The organism is Shewanella sp. UCD-KL12 (assembly GCF_001957125.1).
Classification (GTDB): Bacteria; Pseudomonadota; Gammaproteobacteria; order Enterobacterales; family Shewanellaceae; genus Shewanella.
In genome coordinates this window covers 632,324-650,834 of sequence record NZ_MPHJ01000001.1, presented here as the reverse complement: position 1 = coordinate 650,834, position 18,511 = coordinate 632,324, and the positions used below count along the sequence as shown (strand labels likewise).

The 18,511-nt window shown below is 44.9% G+C and carries 17 protein-coding genes; 3 read left to right on the top strand and 14 right to left on the bottom strand.

The features are described 5' to 3' along the window. Positions 1–87: 87 nt before the first annotated feature. From BM736_RS02775 to BM736_RS02745, 7 genes are all read right to left on the bottom strand, one after another. Positions 88–1,221 carry an enoyl-CoA hydratase/isomerase family protein gene (locus BM736_RS02775; protein WP_076408314.1) on the bottom strand — a complete coding sequence of 378 codons (1,134 nt, stop codon included), beginning with the start codon at positions 1,219–1,221 and terminating at the stop codon, positions 88–90. Next, on the bottom strand, positions 1,221–1,994 hold the full coding sequence (locus tag BM736_RS02770) for an enoyl-CoA hydratase (RefSeq protein ID WP_076408311.1): 774 nt from the start codon (positions 1,992–1,994) through the stop codon (positions 1,221–1,223). The genes BM736_RS02775 and BM736_RS02770 overlap by 1 nt, the downstream gene beginning before the upstream one ends. A 43-nt stretch (positions 1,995–2,037) precedes the next feature. Further along, positions 2,038–3,195 (bottom strand): acyl-CoA dehydrogenase family protein, encoded by a 1,158-nt coding sequence (locus tag BM736_RS02765; protein ID WP_076408308.1) that lies wholly within the window; start codon positions 3,193–3,195, stop codon positions 2,038–2,040. Between the two features lie 159 nt (positions 3,196–3,354). Continuing rightward, complete coding sequence (locus tag BM736_RS02760) at positions 3,355–4,860, bottom strand: CoA-acylating methylmalonate-semialdehyde dehydrogenase (RefSeq protein ID WP_076408305.1); 1,506 nt, start codon at positions 4,858–4,860, stop codon at positions 3,355–3,357. An 88-nt stretch (positions 4,861–4,948) separates the two neighbouring features. Further along, entirely contained in the window at positions 4,949–6,139 is a 1,191-nt protein-coding gene (locus BM736_RS02755) for an acetyl-CoA C-acyltransferase (protein WP_076408303.1), read from the bottom strand. Between the two features lie 344 nt (positions 6,140–6,483). Next, positions 6,484–7,428, bottom strand: coding sequence for a homoserine O-succinyltransferase (gene metA, locus BM736_RS02750; RefSeq protein WP_076408300.1), 945 nt, complete (start codon positions 7,426–7,428; stop codon positions 6,484–6,486). An 83-nt stretch (positions 7,429–7,511) separates the two neighbouring features. Next, positions 7,512–7,913: a YbaY family lipoprotein gene (locus BM736_RS02745; RefSeq protein WP_076408298.1), complete on the bottom strand. Its 402-nt coding sequence runs from the start codon at positions 7,911–7,913 to the stop codon at positions 7,512–7,514. Between the two features lie 223 nt (positions 7,914–8,136). Between BM736_RS02745 and BM736_RS02740 the strand changes: the two genes are divergently transcribed. Further along, entirely contained in the window at positions 8,137–8,907 is a 771-nt protein-coding gene (locus BM736_RS02740; protein WP_076408295.1) for an SDR family oxidoreductase, read from the top strand. Positions 8,908–8,976: 69 nt separating this feature from the next. Here BM736_RS02740 and ompW read toward each other — a convergent pair whose 3' ends face one another. From ompW to BM736_RS02710, 6 genes are all read right to left on the bottom strand, one after another. Continuing rightward, on the bottom strand, positions 8,977–9,663 hold the full coding sequence (gene ompW / locus BM736_RS02735) for an outer membrane protein OmpW (protein WP_076408293.1): 687 nt from the start codon (positions 9,661–9,663) through the stop codon (positions 8,977–8,979). A 368-nt stretch (positions 9,664–10,031) separates the two neighbouring features. Continuing rightward, a complete protein-coding gene (locus BM736_RS02730; RefSeq protein ID WP_076408291.1) occupies positions 10,032–10,580 on the bottom strand; it encodes a nucleotidyltransferase family protein in 549 nt (182 codons plus the stop codon). A 141-nt stretch (positions 10,581–10,721) separates the two neighbouring features. Then, positions 10,722–12,953, bottom strand: coding sequence for a hypothetical protein (locus tag BM736_RS02725; protein ID WP_083699800.1), 2,232 nt, complete (start codon positions 12,951–12,953; stop codon positions 10,722–10,724). A 170-nt stretch (positions 12,954–13,123) separates the two neighbouring features. Continuing rightward, on the bottom strand, positions 13,124–13,522 hold the full coding sequence (locus tag BM736_RS02720; protein WP_076409854.1) for a YbaY family lipoprotein: 399 nt from the start codon (positions 13,520–13,522) through the stop codon (positions 13,124–13,126). 123 nt (positions 13,523–13,645) lie between these two features. Further along, entirely contained in the window at positions 13,646–14,512 is an 867-nt protein-coding gene (gene tesB / locus BM736_RS02715) for an acyl-CoA thioesterase II (RefSeq protein WP_076409852.1), read from the bottom strand. 148 nt (positions 14,513–14,660) lie between these two features. Then, positions 14,661–15,578, bottom strand: coding sequence for an SDR family NAD(P)-dependent oxidoreductase (locus BM736_RS02710; RefSeq protein ID WP_076408289.1), 918 nt, complete (start codon positions 15,576–15,578; stop codon positions 14,661–14,663). Positions 15,579–15,939: 361 nt separating this feature from the next. On the opposite strand from BM736_RS02710, the gene BM736_RS02700 reads away from it, so the two are divergent. Next, complete coding sequence (locus tag BM736_RS02700; RefSeq protein ID WP_076408283.1) at positions 15,940–16,812, top strand: 1,4-dihydroxy-2-naphthoate polyprenyltransferase; 873 nt, start codon at positions 15,940–15,942, stop codon at positions 16,810–16,812. Between the two features lie 81 nt (positions 16,813–16,893). Beyond that, entirely contained in the window at positions 16,894–17,133 is a 240-nt protein-coding gene (locus BM736_RS02695) for a DUF3624 domain-containing protein (protein ID WP_076408281.1), read from the top strand. On the opposite strand, the gene BM736_RS02690 is transcribed toward BM736_RS02695, so the two are convergent. Next, positions 17,117–18,508 carry a leucine-rich repeat-containing protein kinase family protein gene (locus BM736_RS02690; protein WP_076408279.1) on the bottom strand — a complete coding sequence of 464 codons (1,392 nt, stop codon included), beginning with the start codon at positions 18,506–18,508 and terminating at the stop codon, positions 17,117–17,119. The genes BM736_RS02695 and BM736_RS02690 overlap by 17 nt on opposite strands. Positions 18,509–18,511 lie beyond the last annotated feature (3 nt).

Below are 18,511 nucleotides of genomic sequence, written 5' to 3'. Positions count from 1 at the left end.
AATCTGAAGTGATCCCTGTTAACACTTAATGTGTTGCCGCATCTCTGCTCGCCAAGCCTATATTCCCTTTACTAAAATAAGCTTAAGCTAGCTCAAGTTCATTAAGGGGTGTGACTGCGACTTCCATGGTGAACTCATCATCTTGTCTATCAGCTCTGTAGGTATATCTTGAATACCTTGATACTGCCATTTAGGGCTACGATCTTTATCTATCAATAAGGCTCTAACACCTTCAGAGAAATCTCCCATAGCGCAGCAATTGACGCTTAACCCCAATTCAAAGCGAAACACTTCCGCTAGACTCAATTCTGTACCTAACTGCGCTTGACGATAGATAAGCTGCAAGCTTATAGGGCTACCCGATAACATGGTCTTTATTGGTCGAGCCAACCATGATTCTGAGTGACCCATTTCGCTGGTCTTGCTAACAATCTCATCGAGTGACCCCGTCATAAGCTGATCAATCTCATCACTGCAGCGCTCAAGGTTACTAGACTGAGGCGTTGCAGCTTGCTCTCCCATCAGGCTCAACGCATCTGTCAGTAATTGATGATTACTCGCAGCTTCATCACTCCAGTTCAAGGTGGCTAAATTATCCAACAACGGCTGCTTGTCATCATGCTCATGGTAATGGTTACCTATCCCAACATAGATAGCATCAGCGGCGTTCATGTTATAAGCAGTAAGCCCCAAAAACAGTCCCGTTTTACCTGGCATACGATTTAGAAAGTAACTACCGCCCACATCAGGATATAAACCAATCGTCACCTCAGGCATGGCGATACGTGAATGCTCAGTGACAACGCGGTGACTCGCGCCCATCATCAACCCAAGGCCGCCACCCATAACAATTCCATTGCCCCAGACTAGAATAGGCTTAGCATAGGTATCAATAAGATGATCGAGGCGATACTCCTGCTCAAAAAAATCAGTGGCTTGTTCAGTTAATTCACCAGGGGCTTCGATGGAAGCATGATAGATGGCACGGACATCGCCCCCCGCACAAAAGGCTTTCTCACCCGCACCGTCTAGTAGCACAAAGGCAATACTCGTGTCGCTTTGCCACAGCTTAAGCTGGGCAAACATAGACTGAACCATCTCAAGATTAATTGAGTTGAGTGCTTTTTCCATATTTAGGGTCATGACCCCTATCTGCTTACCCGAGGCTGTACCTAAGGTTTGAAATACCACACTGTTACTCTTATTGGCTGAATTCGTCATTAGCAGTTCTTCCAGCTTGGCTTACGCTTTTCTAAAAATGCCGTGACCCCTTCAGTTTGATCTTGGGTGTCAAACAGATTGGCAAATAACTCTCGCTCTAATGGCAGCGCCTGCTCACGTGGCATGCTTCTTCCCGCCTGGATCAAGGTTTTACACGCCTTAACACTGCTTGGACTTTGATTCGCGACCTTACTCGCCAACTGCATTGCCGCATCAAGAGAAGCACCCGTTTCAACCACCTCTTCGACTAAGTTAAGTCGCTCCGCTTTGAGAGCATCAACTCTTTCACCACATAGAATCATCCGCTTAGCCCAGCCCTCTCCGACTAGAGCGGCAAGGTTTTGAGTGCCGCCAGCACAGGGCAGTAAACCGACAGTCGCTTCAGGTAAGGCCATCACAGCTTGTGTTTCAACAATACGAATATCACAGGCTAATGCCACCTCTAAACCGCCGCCCATGGCATAGCCGTTAATCGCTGCAATTGAAACACCATTAAATTCACTCAAAGCTTCGAACGCTTCACCAAAACAGTCTGCCATATTGGCAGCATTCTCTTTATTGCCATCGGCAAACAACTTAAGATCTGCCCCAGCAGAGAAAAACTTCTCACCTTGGCCTGTGATCACTAAGGCATAAACCTGTGGGTTTTCATTGAGGGCTTCAACTCTAACTTTAAGCAGCTGAAGACTTTCTGCAGTCCAAGTATTCGCTGGAGGGTTGTTCATAGTGATAACTGCTGTGTTACCTACTATCTTTTCTATTAAGGCTGTCATCTATTATTTCCTTTTTAATCAGTTCCGGCTTGCCCGTTGCGCACTACACTATCTGCCCTGCACTCTCATCGAGTAGACGGCGGGCAATAATTAAACGCATGATCTCATTCGTGCCCTCTAAAATCTGATGTACACGTACATCACGCACATGACGCTCTAAAGGATATTCACGAATATAACCATAACCACCGTGTAGCTGCAGCGCGGCATCACACACCTGAAAGCCGATATCGGTGGCGAAGCGTTTCGCCATGGCGCAATATGCTGTGGCCTCTGCATCACCAGTATCGAGTTTAAATGCAGCTAAACGCACTAACTGTCTGGCCGCCACTAACTCGGTTGCCATATCGGCTAACTTAAACTGCAATGCCTGAAACGCAGCAATTGGTTTACCAAACTGTTTACGCTCATTCATATATTGTGTGGCACGCTCTAACGCTGCTTGCGCTGTTCCCACTGAGCAGGTGGCAATATTGATGCGTCCGCCATCGAGCCCTTTCATCGCAAAAGTAAACCCTTGGCCCTCTTCACCTAAAAGGTTAGTTACAGGCACACGCACCTGATCGAAAGTCACCTCACGAGTTGGCTGCGCATTCCAGCCCATCTTATCTTCAGCTTTGCCGTAGGAGATACCTGCCGTATCTGCAGGCACGGCAATAGCAGAGATCCCTTTAGGGCCCTCTTGACCAGTACGGCACATGACCACCAACATTTCAGTGGCACCAGCGCCAGAGATAAACATCTTGGCACCAGAGATCACATACTCATCGCCCTCTCTCACCGCTTTAGTTTTAAGGGACGCCGCGTCACTACCCGCACCAGCTTCTGTTAAACAGTAAGATGCCAGTTTTTGTCCAGTTGTAAGTGACTCAGACCACTCATCTTTTAATGTTTGAGAGCCAAAGCTGGTCACCATCCAGGTCGCCATATTGTGTATGGTCAACATGGCAGTGGTTGCAGTGCAGCCCATTGAGAGTTGCTCGAAAATGATCGATGAATCTAGGCGTGAAAGCCCCATGCCGCCTTCGCTTTCTGGAGAGTAGAGGGAGCAAAAACCAAGCTCTCCTGCGCGTTGTATGACATCTTTAGGGAAGTGATGCTCTTCATCCCATTTAGCCGCAAAGGGAGCGAGTTCGTCTTGTGAAAACTGCTGGGCTAAATCGGCAAACTGTCGCTGATCATCACTGAGGTTAAAATCCATTCTAGGTCTCCTTCGGCACGTTTTTTAATAGCGCTAAGCGCTTTGTTGTAATGTGTGCCAGCCTTTTGTAAGTATCATAATTTTAATCACTTAAGCTGGGCTATAACCCAGCTTAAATACGTAACTATCGCTCGACTACTAGCTCGATTGCTAGCTCGACTATTTAAGCGTAATCGTCATATTGGGCTCAGCGTGTTCAGCATCACTTATCTGCGACTCAAACCAACGCGCTGTAATGGTTTTGGTTTCGGTATAAAAACGCACCGCTTGTTTACCATAGGCATGCTGATCGCCATAGAAGCTGCCCTTCCAACCAGTGAAAGAGAAAAATGGCAGTGGCACAGGAATAGGAACATTGATCCCCACCTGCCCCACTTCTATCTCATGTTGGTATTTACGCGCGACTGCGCCACTGGCGGTAAAGATTGATGTACCGTTACCATAGGGGCTATCATTGACGATACTAATGGCTTCTTCGAGAGTTTCAGTTTCCATGCAGCAAAGAACAGGACCGAAAATCTCCTCTTTGTAGACAGTCATATCAGTAGTGACTTTGCTAAACATAGTCGGGCCAACCCAATTACCTGCCTCATAGCCTGGTACAGTAAAATCAGATCCATCAAGCAAACACTCAGCGCCTTCTGCCTTACCTTGAGCAATCAATGACAGCACTCGCGCTTTAGCTGCAGGGCTTATCACCGGACCGTAAGCGGCATCTTTATCATCCCAAAGTCCAGGCTTCACTTTAGCAATCGCCTCTTTGAGCTCTGGGATCCACTCTTTGGCAGCGCCAACAAATACAGCAACCGATAACGCCATACAGCGTTGACCTGCAGCACCGACAGAGGCGCCAACTAAGTTATTAATCACTTGCTGTTTATTAGCATCTGGCATGATGACACAGTGATTTTTAGCACCGGCAAACGCTTGCACACGCTTAAGGTTATCTGTACCCGTTTTATAGATATATTGGCCGACACCCACTGAGCCAACAAATGAGATAGCCTTAACATCTTGATGACTGAGCAATACATCAACCGCTGTTTTGTCACCGTGTACGAGCTGCAGCACACCTTTAGGAGCGCCAGCTTCTTCAAATAACTCAACTAAACGCTGAGGCGTCATGGGATCTTGCTCAGAAGGCTTAAGTACAAAGGTGTTGCCACAGGCGATAGCAAGCGGGAACATCCACAAAGGGATCATGGCAGGAAAATTAAACGGGGTAATACCGGCACAGACTCCCAATGGTTGTGTGTAACTGTAGGTGTCTATACTTCTGGCGACATTCTCAACGGTTTCACCCATTAACAGGGTCGCGATATTACAGGCATGCTCAGCCACTTCAATTCCGCGCCACACATCTCCTTTTGCATCTTCAAAGGTTTTACCTGTCTCTGCAGCTAATAGGGTCGCGAGCTCATCATGATGTTCTTTTAACAGGTGCTGGTATCTGAACATGACCCGAGCGCGCTCCGATACCGGTACCTCTTTCCAAGTTTTAAAAGCTGTTTTAGCGCTAGCTACCGCGGTTTCAACCTCTTGAGCTGTGGCTGCATTAATCGTTGCAATAGCTTGGTTGTTAGCTGGGTTTGTCACCGAAATCTGCACATTGCCAAGGCCATCGATAAATTGACCATCTATGTAATGTTTTACTTGAGTCGTCATCTTGCTATCCCTTTCTCATAAAAACCACAGTCTAGAATTTAGGCGCTAAGTTTAAGTTATAGGTTGAACCTAGTGCCTAGAAAGCGCCCTATACTTCGATTGCCATCGCAGTAGCTTCACCGCCACCGATACACAATGAAGCAACGCCTCGCTTAAGACCTCTCGCTTTAAGTGCATGTATTAGTGTCACGAGCAGGCGTGAGCCTGAGCAGCCAATTGGGTGCCCTAGCGCACAAGCTCCGCCATTGACGTTCACTTTAGCTGCATCTAGAGATAGCTCTGAGATAGCTAACATGGTTACCATGGCAAAGGCTTCGTTGATCTCAAATAGATCAACATCATCCTTACTCCAATTCACCTTATCGAGTAACTTATTCATTGCGCCAACGGGTGCTGTGGTAAACATCGATGGCTCTTGCGCATGAGTGCTATGCCCCTTAATCGTGGCAAGAATAGGCAAGCCGAGTACATTGGCTTGCTTTGCGGTCATCAGCATTAAGGCTGCTGCGCCATCTGAGATGGAACTTGAATTTGCCGCGGTAATGGTGCCATCTTTGGCAAAAGCTGGACGAAGCGATGGGATCTTATCTGGGCGAGCATTACCTGGTTGCTCATCAGTATCGATAACTGTGTCACCGCGTCTGCTTGATACTGTCACAGGGGCGATTTCATCTTTAAATGCGCCTGTTTCAATCGCTTTATTGGCTTTTTCTAAAGAGCTTAATGAGAAAGCGTCCATCTGCTCACGAGTCAGCTTAAACTCATCTGCAGTATTTTGTGCAAATGTTCCCATAGCGCCGCCAGTATAGGCATCTTCTAGCCCATCAAGGAACATATGGTCCATCACCTTGCCATGTCCCATACGCATGCCACCACGGGCTTTATCTAACAAGTATGGCGCCTGACTCATGCTCTCCATACCACCAGCAACAACGATATCTGCGCTGCCTGCTTTAATCAGATCATGCGCTAACATAACGGTCTTCATGCCTGAACCACACACTTTATTGACTGTGGTAGCGCCAACCGAAAGCGGCAAATCAGCCCCTAAGGTTGCTTGACGTGCAGGCGCTTGGCCAAGACCTGCGGGCAGTACACAGCCCATTAAAACTTCATCTACAGCGTCAGCGGCAACACCGGTTTGTTCGATTAAGCTTTTAATCGCTGTAGCAGCAAGCTTTGGCGATGCAACCGTAGATAGCGATCCTTGAAAGCCACCCATCGGGGTACGCTTTGCAGCCACAATAACAATCTCTTGGCTCAACTGTTCTGTACTCATTATCTACTCCATCATTTTATGTTTATCAGCCCAATAAGGTGATCTAGTTCATATTATTAATCTTAGAATAGCACTCTGACGTTTACGCGAACGTAAAGCAAGGGGAAATAGTAATATAAGATTGGAAACTAATAACTCAGGTTGTCACTCAAAATTTACACAGCCAAATTTAATCTGGCAAGCAGGGCTGGAACCAGCAGAATGAAGGGACTAAATGGCCAAAGCCCTATGGGCTAAAAATAAAAGCCACTGATACTAATCAGTGGCTTTATGGGCGCTGAATTGGCTTAAATGTAAATGTTGCCTTTGTCAGATGTGAACTGATAGATAAGTCGCATACTTCTCTATATATCAGCTTCCCAAGGGGTTATCGCACTCATATCGTCTAGGTTATAAGGTGTTAGCTGATAAACATAATAGTTAAGCCAATTACTCACAAGCAAACTGCCATGGCCGTGCCAGCGAGCAATAGGCTCTTTATCTGGATCATCGTCTCTAAAGTAATTTTGCGGAATATCTGGATTAAGCCCTTGTGCAAGATCACGCAAGTACTCCTCTTTTAACGTGGTCTTTTGATATTCTGGATGCCCAGTGACAAATAGATTGCGGCTATTGGTACTGAGTACCATATAAGCACCGGCTTGCTCTGATTCAGTTAACACTTGCAAAGCTGGGTGAGCTTTTAGCTCTTCAATATCGACCTGAGCAAAGCGAGAGTGTGGTGCGAGAAACTCATCATCAAACCCTCTTAGCAGCGGAAAGTGCTTACAGGTTCGACTATGCACAAACACACCTGAACGTTTGGCCGTCAGTAACTTCCTGTTCAAGCCATAAAGGTGATACAGCGCTGCATGTGCAGCCCAACAAAGAAACAGCACCGAGGTAACATGTTGCTGTGACCAGTCAATAATCTCCCTGATATGATCCCAATAGGTCACATCTTCAAACTCGACCTGGCCTAAAGGCGCTCCAGTGATAATCAAGCCATCATAGTTTTTTTGCCGAACAGCCTCAAAGTCACGGTAGAAGTTGTTCATATGATCGATAGAGGTATGTTTAGATTCTTTATCATGAATTCTCAGTAGATCGACATCCACTTGCAGCGGGGTATTACCGAGTAAACGCAATAGCTGTGTCTCTGTCTCAATCTTATTTGGCATTAGATTAAGGATCAGCACCTTCATTGGACGAATGTCTTGATTAGCTGCCCGAGTTTCGGACATAACGAAGATATTTTCTGACTCTAAAATGCCTGCAGCAGGCAGATTATCGGGAATTTTAACCGGCATACTGCGCCTTATCCTCTATCTATTGATTCATTAAACAACTGACAAGAAGTTAGGCGCAGATAAACTTAACTGACTTAACTGACTTAACGACTAACCTTGTCTACCCTAATTGATAACGGCTCTGTTGAGCCTAAATCTATCTGAAAAGCTTGCGTATTAATAAACATCAGCTTGTCATTGTGTTCGATGCGAGCCCCAATAGCGTAGGTATGCCCAGACTCAAACTGATCACGGTTGATCAAAAAATGAAATGGTGTTGGAGACGTTACCCCACCCCTCTCGATTTCAGCCAATACAACAGCGGGTGCATCCATCAAAGAGACATCTTTCACTTGTACCGTTAACACCGCATCTTGTGGCAAAGCGATACGCTCTCTATACCAAACCTCACCCATGATCTCGACGCCAGCATTTGGCGTAGCACAACCTGTTAGCGCCATTGCCGCTATGGCTATAGATAAGATCGGTTTCACCCATTTTTTCATTGTATATCTCCTAATCATACATCAAGACCTCTAGATGTCCATACGTCCATACTAAAATAACTACACTTTACTCAAAGAACTGTTTCCTTAGGGCAAGCACAAAGCAAGTAATGCTGTTTTCTCATTGACTCTACCTACCAGAGTCACAGCTTTGCGCTATATATCTTGTTCTAAATTAGATATCTCCCTATCATAGGTCTCCCAATTCTAGTCGAACAGTCCTATGTCACAAGCAACAGCCATAATTGTGGGCGCAAGCTCACTACTAAGCCGTGAGATCGCTAAACAACTTGCCGACCAAGGTGTTGAATTAGCGTTGCTTGCTCAAAACCCCGACTCTTTGAAAGAGTTTGCCGACTCACTGCCAACTAAAGCCGAACTGTTCCCACTGCAAATAGAACAGCCTCAAGCTATTATCTCAACCATTAATGAGGTGTGGCAGCAGATGGGCGGAGCACACTTGCTACTCGTTAATACAGGTTTAAATAGCTACGATGCAGCGCTTCCTTGGCAGCCTGAGCAGGATATGATCACTGTTAATGTACAAGGCTATGCCGCGATCTGTAATACTGCGTTCAACCTATTTCGTGAGCAGGGTTATGGCCAACTTGCCGCCATAAATTCTATTGCGGGACTGCGTGGCGGCCCTAGTGTGGCTTATCATGCCTCAAAAGCCTTTGCGACAAACTATCTTGAAGGCTTGAGCATGCATGCTCAGCGTCTGAAGTTACCAATTACCATCACAGATATTCAGCTCGGCTTACTTGATAAAGCGGCTATGCAAAAAAGTAAACTCTGGTTATCACCACCTGGTGAAGTTGCCAGCCAAATAATTAAAGCGATGCAAAAGGCAAAGAGAAAGGTCTATGTGACTAAACGCTGGCGACTGGTTGCTTGGTTGACCAAGTTACTGCCTGAGTTTATCTATAATACCCGCCACTGGAAGACCAAAGCTGAACGCCAAGCAGAAAAAGCGGCGAAGAAAGCTAACTAAACACTTAAAACTAAAAAGGAGCCATTTGGCTCCTTTTTTGACAGCTATCTTTTTACTACTAAGAAAATCTTAGAACGTATAACCGATGCTTACCATGTAAACCCAAGGGTTAATATCTGTTTCGATTGTTACAGGTACAGTTGTCGCAGTGCCAGCATCATCAAAAGTATAGTTGAAGTTAGCATCAGTACTTATCTGCGCATACCAAACTGATGCGTTTACTAGCCAGTTACTGTTAATTTGATAATCGATACCAACTTGCCCTGCAACACCCCATGAGTTACTCATACTCAGATCAGACAGTCTTCCATCAACATCATTAGTAATTTCATTGTCAAAGAAGTTAGTGAAGTTAACACCAACACCGATATATGGGCGTAGCTTTGAATCTGAAGAGCCGAAGTAATACTGCGCGACTAAGGTTGGTGGCAGGTGCTTAGTTTCAGCAACTTTTCCCACACCAGCGATTGAGATATCGTGACTGAAAGGTGTCGCTGCAAGTAGCTCGATACCTATGTTATCAGTCAACATATAACCGAAATTCAAACCTATCTGAGTATTATCACTCACAGAGAACTCACCTAAATCGCCTAGATCTGGTGTCATGATATTCTGGCTTGATTCGTTAGGGGTAACCATTACGGCACCAGCACGGAAGATAAAATCACCAGCCTGGTGAGCGGAAACTGAAGAGGCGAAACCTGTCGATAGTAGGGCGGCAGCGATTAGGCCTGAAACGATACTTTTTTTCATCATACTACTCCATCAATACAACACAAATACGTTTTTTATTATTAACTTCTTTACATTTGCGGGCATCCTGCCAGATTCAAACGCGCAACAAATTGATCCAAATCAACAAACCACACAGATACTCACTAATGAGTACAGCGTATTGACCTCTGTCACACTTTTATAAAGCATATTGACAATGCACCTTATGATTTTATGACCTACATCTCATTTACATAAATCTGCTTACCCAATGCGCTGAACTGGAGATGAAAGAGTGCCGTCAATAACGATTAACAGTTAAGTAACAAATAAAAGAGGTGTGTGGATGTGAAATTTATACATTTTCACAGGCTAAACTGAGGATAAAGGAGGAAGAAAGGCTGGAAAAGTTAGCGAAGAATCAGCTTAGGGTAACGTGTTAACCATGATTTTTGAGTCACTCTTGCATTAAACAGAGAGATATCCCGCTTAGTATTATGGGTTAATGCTAAGCTAAACAGGCTGTCTAAACCAAATGGGGCCACCCAAATAAATTGATTATCTGGCTCACTAAAATGGACGCCGACCGCCGTTTCACATTCAGGCCAAAAACTCATTGCATGCTCACAGCTCATATATGGCTCATCTTGGTTGCGGATATGCATTCTAGCCTGGTTTTTCACCGACCATGGAAGGTGCGGTGACCATAGCTTTAACTGAGCTTCATAGATCTTCTCTTGGGCTTCACTGAGCTCGTCAGGATCGAAATAGATTAAGTCGATATCATTAAGTTGATTGCTTGATTCTTGTGGCGGTTCTTGTGGCGTTTGTTGGTGTAGTCTGTCCCAAACAAGATCTCTAAGGAAACCCGCCGACAATAACCACTGAGGCAGGTTTAACTGAGCCGCAAAATGAACCGCTTCCATTCTCAATGGATCCTGTTTCAGCCACAGTTCCATTTGATACTCATGTTCCAATCTTGTTCCCAAGTAACCCCCAGGCTAAATGTTGACTATCGAAAAGGTGGGATCTATAGCCCAAAAAACTCGCTGTCCCTCAATAAAGGGGGCTTCAAAAGCGCTCCCACCTCAGGAGTTAAGCTAAAGCTTTACAGTGATGGGAGAAGAGCCATCCCAATCAAAGCTTTGTACCACATTTCCCTGAATCAGAATACTAACGGATAGGGTTTTACCATTACGATTTATCTCAACATCAAACGGCCCATTAAAGGCGTATATCTCTCGAAGGGACATACTATCCCAATGGGCCGGCAAGCGCGGCGCTAACAGAAACTCATTAAACCCAATAGGTTCAATACCAAATAAGCCTTCAACAATAACCCTGGCATATAGCCCGCTTTCGGCAGATAAATGTCTTTGCTCTCCTTCAGGCCAAGCTTCGACAGCATAAGGGACATGCTCACCAGTCAAACGTTTGTAGCTATAATGCTCAAAGTAGGGCCAGACTCGTTCAAGTTCACCGACTTTCATTAAGGCTCTAAAACCATATAAGGTCGATCGATCCCAAAAGGTTGTATCGCCCTCCTCTGTCAATAACCCATCTATTGTCCATAACTTTTCAGAGAGTAACGCATCTATCGTTCCCTGTTTGTTTGCATCAATACCGAAAGCTAACGGCAGTGCAATCCAAGATCTGAGTTTACTATTGCCATCAAAATACCGGTAAGTTTGAAAACCACTTACTTCTGCACTGAAGTATTCAATAATGGCTGATTTAAGTGATGCAGCTTCCTCAAGTAGTTTATCTGAGGGCTCACCGAGTGCAGCCTTTACACGTGCGGCACGTATGAGGCCACCATAGGCTAAAATATTGGTACTTAGGTTTGCCTTGCCTGCTGGGAAGCGGCCCTCTAACTCATCGCTATCACTCGCTATAACTCCACTCTCCAATCGCTGACGCCGATTATACTCAAGACACCAATCGATCAATGGCAGTAGCTGCCTTGCCACATTTTTATCGCCAAGGCTCAATGAAAAATCACTGGCTCCGTAGGCAATCATGGCGCAATCTCCACGATCGCCAGCGCCATCCCAAATATCTTTTCCTTCAGCAATAATCGAAGACGGCAGAGGTTTATACTCAGAATTCATATATCTAGCGAACCAACTGAAGCTGTTTATTGCAGACTCTATACCTCTCCTGTCACCTAAATAGGGAAAGAAAGGGTTCACATACTCTGCCTGATCATTGGCCCAAATAGCCGCATAATATCGAGTCCCGCCAGGAGCGTGTGCTAAGCCGCCACGGGTTGCAAAAATCGACTCCGTAGCCCTTATTTTTGCAAACTCAAACATCTGATTAATCTTTGCATCTGGCGTTTCAAGCTTAAGCGCATTGCGCCAGGCTTCTACTTGATCTGCTCTTTGATTAATGGCTGACGCAGGCTCAATATAAAGCATCTCATCAACAAGCTTCGCACTGTAAACAATGAAATGCTCCTCACCATCGAAAGGTTGCAGGCTTGTCGTTAACTCATCTGAGTTTACTGATATTTGATAACTACCATACTCACCTTGATCTGATGGAGTAACTTCAGAGTCGTTGACTTCGGTCAGTCGTAACTCAAGCAACTTTTCACTATTATTGTCAAACTGCCAGCGTTCGATAAATGCAGGTTCACTCGGGTGAACCGATAGCGTACGGCTTAACTTTACCGCAGGGCTAAGCATCTGAATAAGTGTCAACTGGCCATCAAATATCACCTCTTTAAGAGCGGGAGCTTGGATCTGCTTTCCATCAATGTAGATATTGGGCATAAGCTGATTAGAAAATTTTCGGATCAAACTCGCATGGGTATCATTTGGCAAAGTACGCAGCATAGGCCAGACTAAGGTTTTCTCAAGAATGAGCGCTCCTTCAGTACTTAACCCATAATCAATAACGGCTGATACTTGTAACCCACTCATTTCTAGCTGATCGTGATGAGGTGAGTTCACTGACCATTTGATGCCATTTTCACTTAATTTCCAGTAAGACTTAAACTGGTTTACCGCTTTCGGTTGCGCTTTAGTTGGGGCGATTTCTTTGGGCTGAACAGCTGAACGATTATCGAGTTCACAGCCACTAATCATAAGAAATATCAAACCAATAACTAACAATAATAGAGCATGAATGTCTTGCGGTGTAACTCTTGTTTCTCGAGTCACAGATTGCTCGGGAGAGTCGGCGATATTAAGTTGAGTAGAGCTATTACCAATGCTCGGATTAAGCCCCGGTTCGGCCCCCGTCTCTTGTTCCAGACGACGCTCAGCCTCAAGCCAGTTTGATGATTCTTCAGTTTTAATAATTTGATGACTACCAATAAATCGCACAAGACACTCCATGTGAATAGGTTAACACCAGCATATTGCATACAATATTCACAATCAAGTAACAAGTTGTTGAAATTGGCTCACACTCCCGTTGAACGCAAGTTTATTCGCCCATAAAAAAAGGAGCCTAAGCTCCTTTTATCTATGTTTACTGTTTAATGAAGCTGGTATTACTTACGTACCGCCTTCATTAGCACTTCAGTAGTGTACTTACCATTAGTGATCACTGGGAATCTGTCATAGGTTTGAAAGATCACCTGATTTTGGTACAAGATCATAGCGACTACGCCATAGTTAACCTTATCTTCAACCGTTTCTGAAGGTAGGATAAATTTAAATGGCACAGGTGCTCTGGCAATATCAAAACTCTTCTGCGCTATGATGGCGCCCGGGGTATCCATATCGATAATCGCTATGGTAATAGAGCTCCCTTGCGGCAAGGTGATCTTCTCTAAATACCCAGCAGCACCATTAACGATAACAGGTTTCTCCTCCTGCACAGTGACACATGCCGAGAGCGAAACAGCGCAAACCAATAATACGAGTATTCTTTTAAACATGACTAACATCTCAATACCTTTAAATTCACAAAAAAAATAGCTCAAGCGAGCCTTCAACTTATTCCCTGTTTATGTAGACCTATTTTATGCCACTTAATTCATGGGATTAATTTTGAGACTAATTTGATGAAGTTAACTTGATGAGACTATGCGCATCAAGCCCTCTTGTGTTGCTGAGGCCACCAGCTCTCCCTTCTGGTTAAAAAACTGCCCCCTAACAAACCCCCTGCCACCGCTCGCACTTGGGCTGTCCACGCTATAGAGCAGCCAATCATTTAAGTCTAACGGTCGATGAAACCACATAGAATGATCTATGGTTGCCATACGCATGCCAGGTGTCAAGATTGAAACGCCATGAGGTTGTGCAGCAGTCACGAGAAAATTAAAGTCAGAAGCATAAGCTAACAAGTACTCATGGGCAGAATGCTCTTTTGGAACATTGCCATTTGCTCTAATCCACACATTACGTTTGGGCTCAACGACCTTAGGAACCATAGGATTACACGCATCCACCAAGCGCATCTCAATCGGTGCATCCGCCATAAACTTCTCTAACATTTTTTGAGGAACCTTATCCTGCAATGTCATCGCCAGTTCTTGCTGATTAAGTAATCCTTCAGGGCCAGAAACTTCGGGCATTTTGGCTTGGTGATCTAAGCCTAGCTCAGCCTCTTGGAACGAGCAGGTCATATAAAATATTGGCCGTCCCTTTTGAATCGCTTTTACTCTTCTTGCACTAAAGCTACCGCCATCTCGCATCACTTCAACATCATAAACTATCGGCAGTTTTTCATCACCAGCACGAAGGAAATAGGAGTGAAGAGAGTGAACCAGGCGGGAAGCTGAAACGGTTTGCTTGGCAGCACTTAATGCTTGGCCCATCACTTGACCACCAAAGACATGACCGAAGCCAAGATCTTGGCTTTGCCCACGAAATAAGCCCTCTTCAATCTGCTCTAAAGAGAGCAAAGATAATAGATCATTTAAAACCTGACTCAAATTAATCACCACCCTGTACTCAATGAGAATACAGCTTAACTCAGGTCGGAGGGTTCAAGCTAGGGATTTACCCGTCAGACAGATGAGAGCAAGCAAAAATCGAGCAAAAGTTAGAGTTATGCCTGTAAAAAATATCAGATAAGCGCCATCACTCAATCATAATATGACGCTCTCCAGCCCCCCTTTGCGCCCAAGCGAGTACTTGCTCCTCTCCACTTCTGTGTAACTTTACAGGCTGAGCTTGATGAATGTTTTGCCAATTGCTCGCTATCGCTTCAGGTTTACATGTGGCACCGGGGAAATAACAAGATTTAAACTCGGCAAACTGTCCATGGCTCACGCTCCCAGCAGCAGCGAGAAGGTGCTGACCACTGGGCGCTTTAGAGCTACAAAGAAACATCATGCAAGCAGTGATAGAGGGCTTAGAAAAAAGTGGCCTAACGGATGTCGCTAAGTGATGCTCTGTCATTGAGGTCAGTGCATGGGGAGTAATACTGTTGACCATAATATTATAATCAACCCCCTCTAAGCTGAGGCTGTTCACCAAGCCAATTAGCCCCATCTTGCTTGCACTATAGGATGCTTCATACATATCACCATACAAGCCACTGGCACCGCAGCTCATAATGATCCGCCCGTGATCTTGGCGCTTCATATGGGGCCACACGGCCTTTGTCATATAGAAGCTGCCGTTTAGGTCAGTATTAAGCTGTTGATGCCACATATCTGTGGTTAAATTATCAAAATCGCAAGCGGTATGAATACCAGCATTATTGATGAGAATATCGACTCTACCCCAAAGGGCGACAATTTCATCGATGGCTTGATTGACCCCCTCAATATCACAAACATCAAGATGAAACATTAGCGATGGCTCACCCAAGGCTTTTACGGCTTTATAGCTATCTCTTAGCCCACTAGGGCATGTCTGTTGGCATTCAGACTCTGCGCAGCCCGAATCAATTAATGCCACCTTGGCGCCACGTTCGGCCAGTGCTAATGCATACGCCCGGCCTAACCCAGAGCCTGCTCCCGTCACTACAGCAACTTGATTATCAAAACGCATCGATACTTTTCCTCAATGAATAGCCTCAAACTGCGATAAACATGAAATAAATTTGCATGTATATGTGAGAGCAATACTTTACCGGTTTGGCTTAGCAAGCTTGCTAAGAACAGTTATAAAAACATAAATATACAGCTAATTCTTTGAACTGGATAACAAATTCAAATTGATTTTTTATACCTAACTCACAAAAAAACGCTGAAAAATTAAGAGGTTTTAAATAAGTCCAGTTGATATCAGTCACGTTAAGGCTTGCTAAGCTGTACAAGGCTTCATCGTGGTATAGAAACTTGATATGATACCGCCAATAATTGTTATCGAGCATCTCTAGTCTTGATGCTCCTCCTGAAGAAACAAGTAAATGAACCCTTGGATTTTGGCTATTAGGCCACGTACACTGCCAGCGGCTATTGGGCCCCTTTTGGTCGGTAATATTCTGGCACTACAGTTAGAGCAATTCACTTTTATCATCGCTTGCACCTCCATGTTATGTGCACTTTTATTGCAAATAGCAGTGAACTTGGCTAATGACTATTTTGACTTTAAAAGTGGCGTAGATACTGATGAGCGCCTTGGCCCAGTTCGCGTGACACAAAGTGGACTTTTAGCCCCAGAGAAAGTTCGTAATGCCATGGTGTTATGTTTAATACTGGCTCTGATAGTCGGCTCATCACTCATCTACCATGGTGGCTGGCCAATTGCCTTTCTTGCCGCTGCAGCGATATTGGGCGCATTAGGCTATAGTGGCGGTCCTTACCCTCTCGCCTCCCATGGGTTAGGTGAAGTTGCAGCGTTTGTATTTTTTGGTCTTGTTGCTGTTGTAGGTAGCTACTTTCTGCAAGCCGGAGAAACCAGCACCGCAGCCTGGATTTTAGGCTGCGCGATAGGCTCACTCAATGCGGCAATAATGCTCGTCAATAATACTCGAGATATAGACACCGACCTTAAGGCGGGTAAGCAGACACTCGCTGTACGTATCGGTATTGGACAGGCAAGAGTTCTGTATCAAGCCTTTGTTTATATGCCTTTCGCGCTCATAATTGGTGGCTTTTTTCTCGGTTTTCTCCCAGGAATGCCTGTATTGATTGCTGGCTTAGCACTTATATTTGCTCGTCGATTAAATAATGATTTCAGCGTAACCTCAGGAGAAGCATTAAATCCGCTTCTGGGTCGAACCGCTAAATTGACGATGATCTTTAGCGGCTTATTTAGTCTCGGGCTACTTTTTGTCTAGCCTCCTTAACTAACAAGCTAGCTTGGCATAACCGCTCTTCGTGTAAAACAAATGACTGGGAGAGCGGCAACAGGAGCAACAATGGCTTGTGTTGATTGTAAAACCTCACTATTTAAACAAAAAATAGGCCGCTGTAAGAGCTGTATGTGGCAGCTCTGTATATTGTCACTTATTAGTTGGCCGTTGTGGTGGTACCTCTACAGTGGGCATACTAAAAGTGTTGAGTCTATCGCACTACTCTTTTTCTGCATCAGCTTTACAGGGCTGCTCGCAATTCACTTAATCGTGCTTAGCTACCGACTTATTAACAAGCTTGAGTAGTCTGATTGTGTGCAGTTAATACAGCGGTTAGCTTCTGCTCTATATCCCAAAAAGTAGGTCTAAGCCCCATCTCATCATTCATACAAAGCGTGCATAGCCCTATTAAAGCGTCAATTAAATGAACCTTTGACTCACCTCGTTCACCACTCATCGCTTGATGACTCTGCCCCTCTGGACATACGGAGAGTAGGTCATCGAGTAAACAACCAAAGGCTCTCACTTCAATGGCCTCCATCGCCTCTTGTTGTAACAAAGGAAGTCCAGACAGATCACTTGCTGCGCCAAAATCACCAAATAGCATATCTGCTTGTGTATTAATCATAGTGTTATGAGCATACAGATCCCCATGACTGACTTTTTGTTGATGCAGGTGCGCCATGGTCGAGGCCATCTGCCGTGAAATGTTAGCGATTGTCCAAGCACTATACTGAGTATCAGCCTTGAAGGTATCTCTTGTACAGGTCACTAAAGATGGGGGTAAGCCTAAATTAAAGAAACTAGCAGGAATAAGCTCCATAACAAGACCAAGCTTATCTTGCTCGTTTATCTGCGACACAACTTTAATCAGGTTTGGGTGTTCACCCGCTTGCAAACAACAAGCAAGTTCATCTGCAGGGTAGCCATCACTCGTCACCTCTCCTTTAAACACCTTTACCGCAACGTCTGTATTAGTGCCAAGCAAACTCGTAGGCTGATGTAGCCAACGGCCTTGATAGATGATGCCCGATGCCCCTTCACCCAGTTGTTCAGATAAACTGATGTCAGACATCTTCACTTTGAGCATGTTTAATGACTCACAAGCGGCTTCTTCAGGGGCCTGCAGCTGGTTACCATCAAACGCCAACCAAGCAAGCTTAGGTAATTGCAGTAACCAGTCGGGGATGTGCGTTAATTGATTAGCAGAGAGCCGGACTAGCTCAAGGCTTTTGCAACTGGACATAGTGCTTGGCAAACTGCTTAGCCTGTTGCCCGCCAACGCTAACTTTTGCAGATGATGAAGTTGCCCCATAGACTCAGGTAAAAACTCGATTCTATTATCGGTCAAGATAAGCCAGCGAGTCTGTATCGGTAAAGCAGACTCTGCAACTGATACTATTTTATTTGCCTTAAACCCTATCATCTCAAGCAAAGGGCAATCAGCGAGTACCTTAGGCAAGGTTTCAAACAGATTATTAGATAAAAATAGGATTTTCAGCTTTTTAAGCCTGCCAAAATCGTCAGGCAAGCTTGATAAACAATTATTAGAAAGGTCCAGCACCTCCAAGCTATCGGCTAATTCAAAGATAGCCTGTGGAAATTCAGTGAGGTTTTCAGCTAATTGTAAACGTGTTACTGATGCTAACTGCCCATTTTCTAATGCTGCTAAAGATTGCAAACT

What these genes read in the sequence shown, in the direction of transcription:
- metA (WP_076408300.1), bottom strand. Translation starts at nt 7,428, where the DNA reads ATGCCGGTTAAAATTCCCGATAATCTGCCTGCTGCAGGCATTTTAGAG.
- BM736_RS02745 (WP_076408298.1), bottom strand. Translation starts at nt 7,913, where the DNA reads ATGAAAAAATGGGTGAAACCGATCTTATCTATAGCCATAGCGGCAATG.
- BM736_RS02700 (WP_076408283.1), top strand. Translation starts at nt 15,940, where the DNA reads ATGAACCCTTGGATTTTGGCTATTAGGCCACGTACACTGCCAGCGGCT.
- BM736_RS02770 (WP_076408311.1), bottom strand. Translation starts at nt 1,994, where the DNA reads ATGACAGCCTTAATAGAAAAGATAGTAGGTAACACAGCAGTTATCACT.
- BM736_RS02720 (WP_076409854.1), bottom strand. Translation starts at nt 13,522, where the DNA reads ATGTTAGTCATGTTTAAAAGAATACTCGTATTATTGGTTTGCGCTGTT.
- BM736_RS02710 (WP_076408289.1), bottom strand. Translation starts at nt 15,578, where the DNA reads ATGCGTTTTGATAATCAAGTTGCTGTAGTGACGGGAGCAGGCTCTGGG.
- BM736_RS02775 (WP_076408314.1), bottom strand. Translation starts at nt 1,221, where the DNA reads ATGACGAATTCAGCCAATAAGAGTAACAGTGTGGTATTTCAAACCTTA.
- ompW (WP_076408293.1), bottom strand. Translation starts at nt 9,663, where the DNA reads ATGATGAAAAAAAGTATCGTTTCAGGCCTAATCGCTGCCGCCCTACTA.
- BM736_RS02765 (WP_076408308.1), bottom strand. Translation starts at nt 3,195, where the DNA reads ATGGATTTTAACCTCAGTGATGATCAGCGACAGTTTGCCGATTTAGCC.
- BM736_RS02755 (WP_076408303.1), bottom strand. Translation starts at nt 6,139, where the DNA reads ATGAGTACAGAACAGTTGAGCCAAGAGATTGTTATTGTGGCTGCAAAG.
- BM736_RS02760 (WP_076408305.1), bottom strand. Translation starts at nt 4,860, where the DNA reads ATGACGACTCAAGTAAAACATTACATAGATGGTCAATTTATCGATGGC.
- BM736_RS02695 (WP_076408281.1), top strand. Translation starts at nt 16,894, where the DNA reads ATGGCTTGTGTTGATTGTAAAACCTCACTATTTAAACAAAAAATAGGC.
- BM736_RS02740 (WP_076408295.1), top strand. Translation starts at nt 8,137, where the DNA reads ATGTCACAAGCAACAGCCATAATTGTGGGCGCAAGCTCACTACTAAGC.
- BM736_RS02730 (WP_076408291.1), bottom strand. Translation starts at nt 10,580, where the DNA reads ATGGAACTGTGGCTGAAACAGGATCCATTGAGAATGGAAGCGGTTCAT.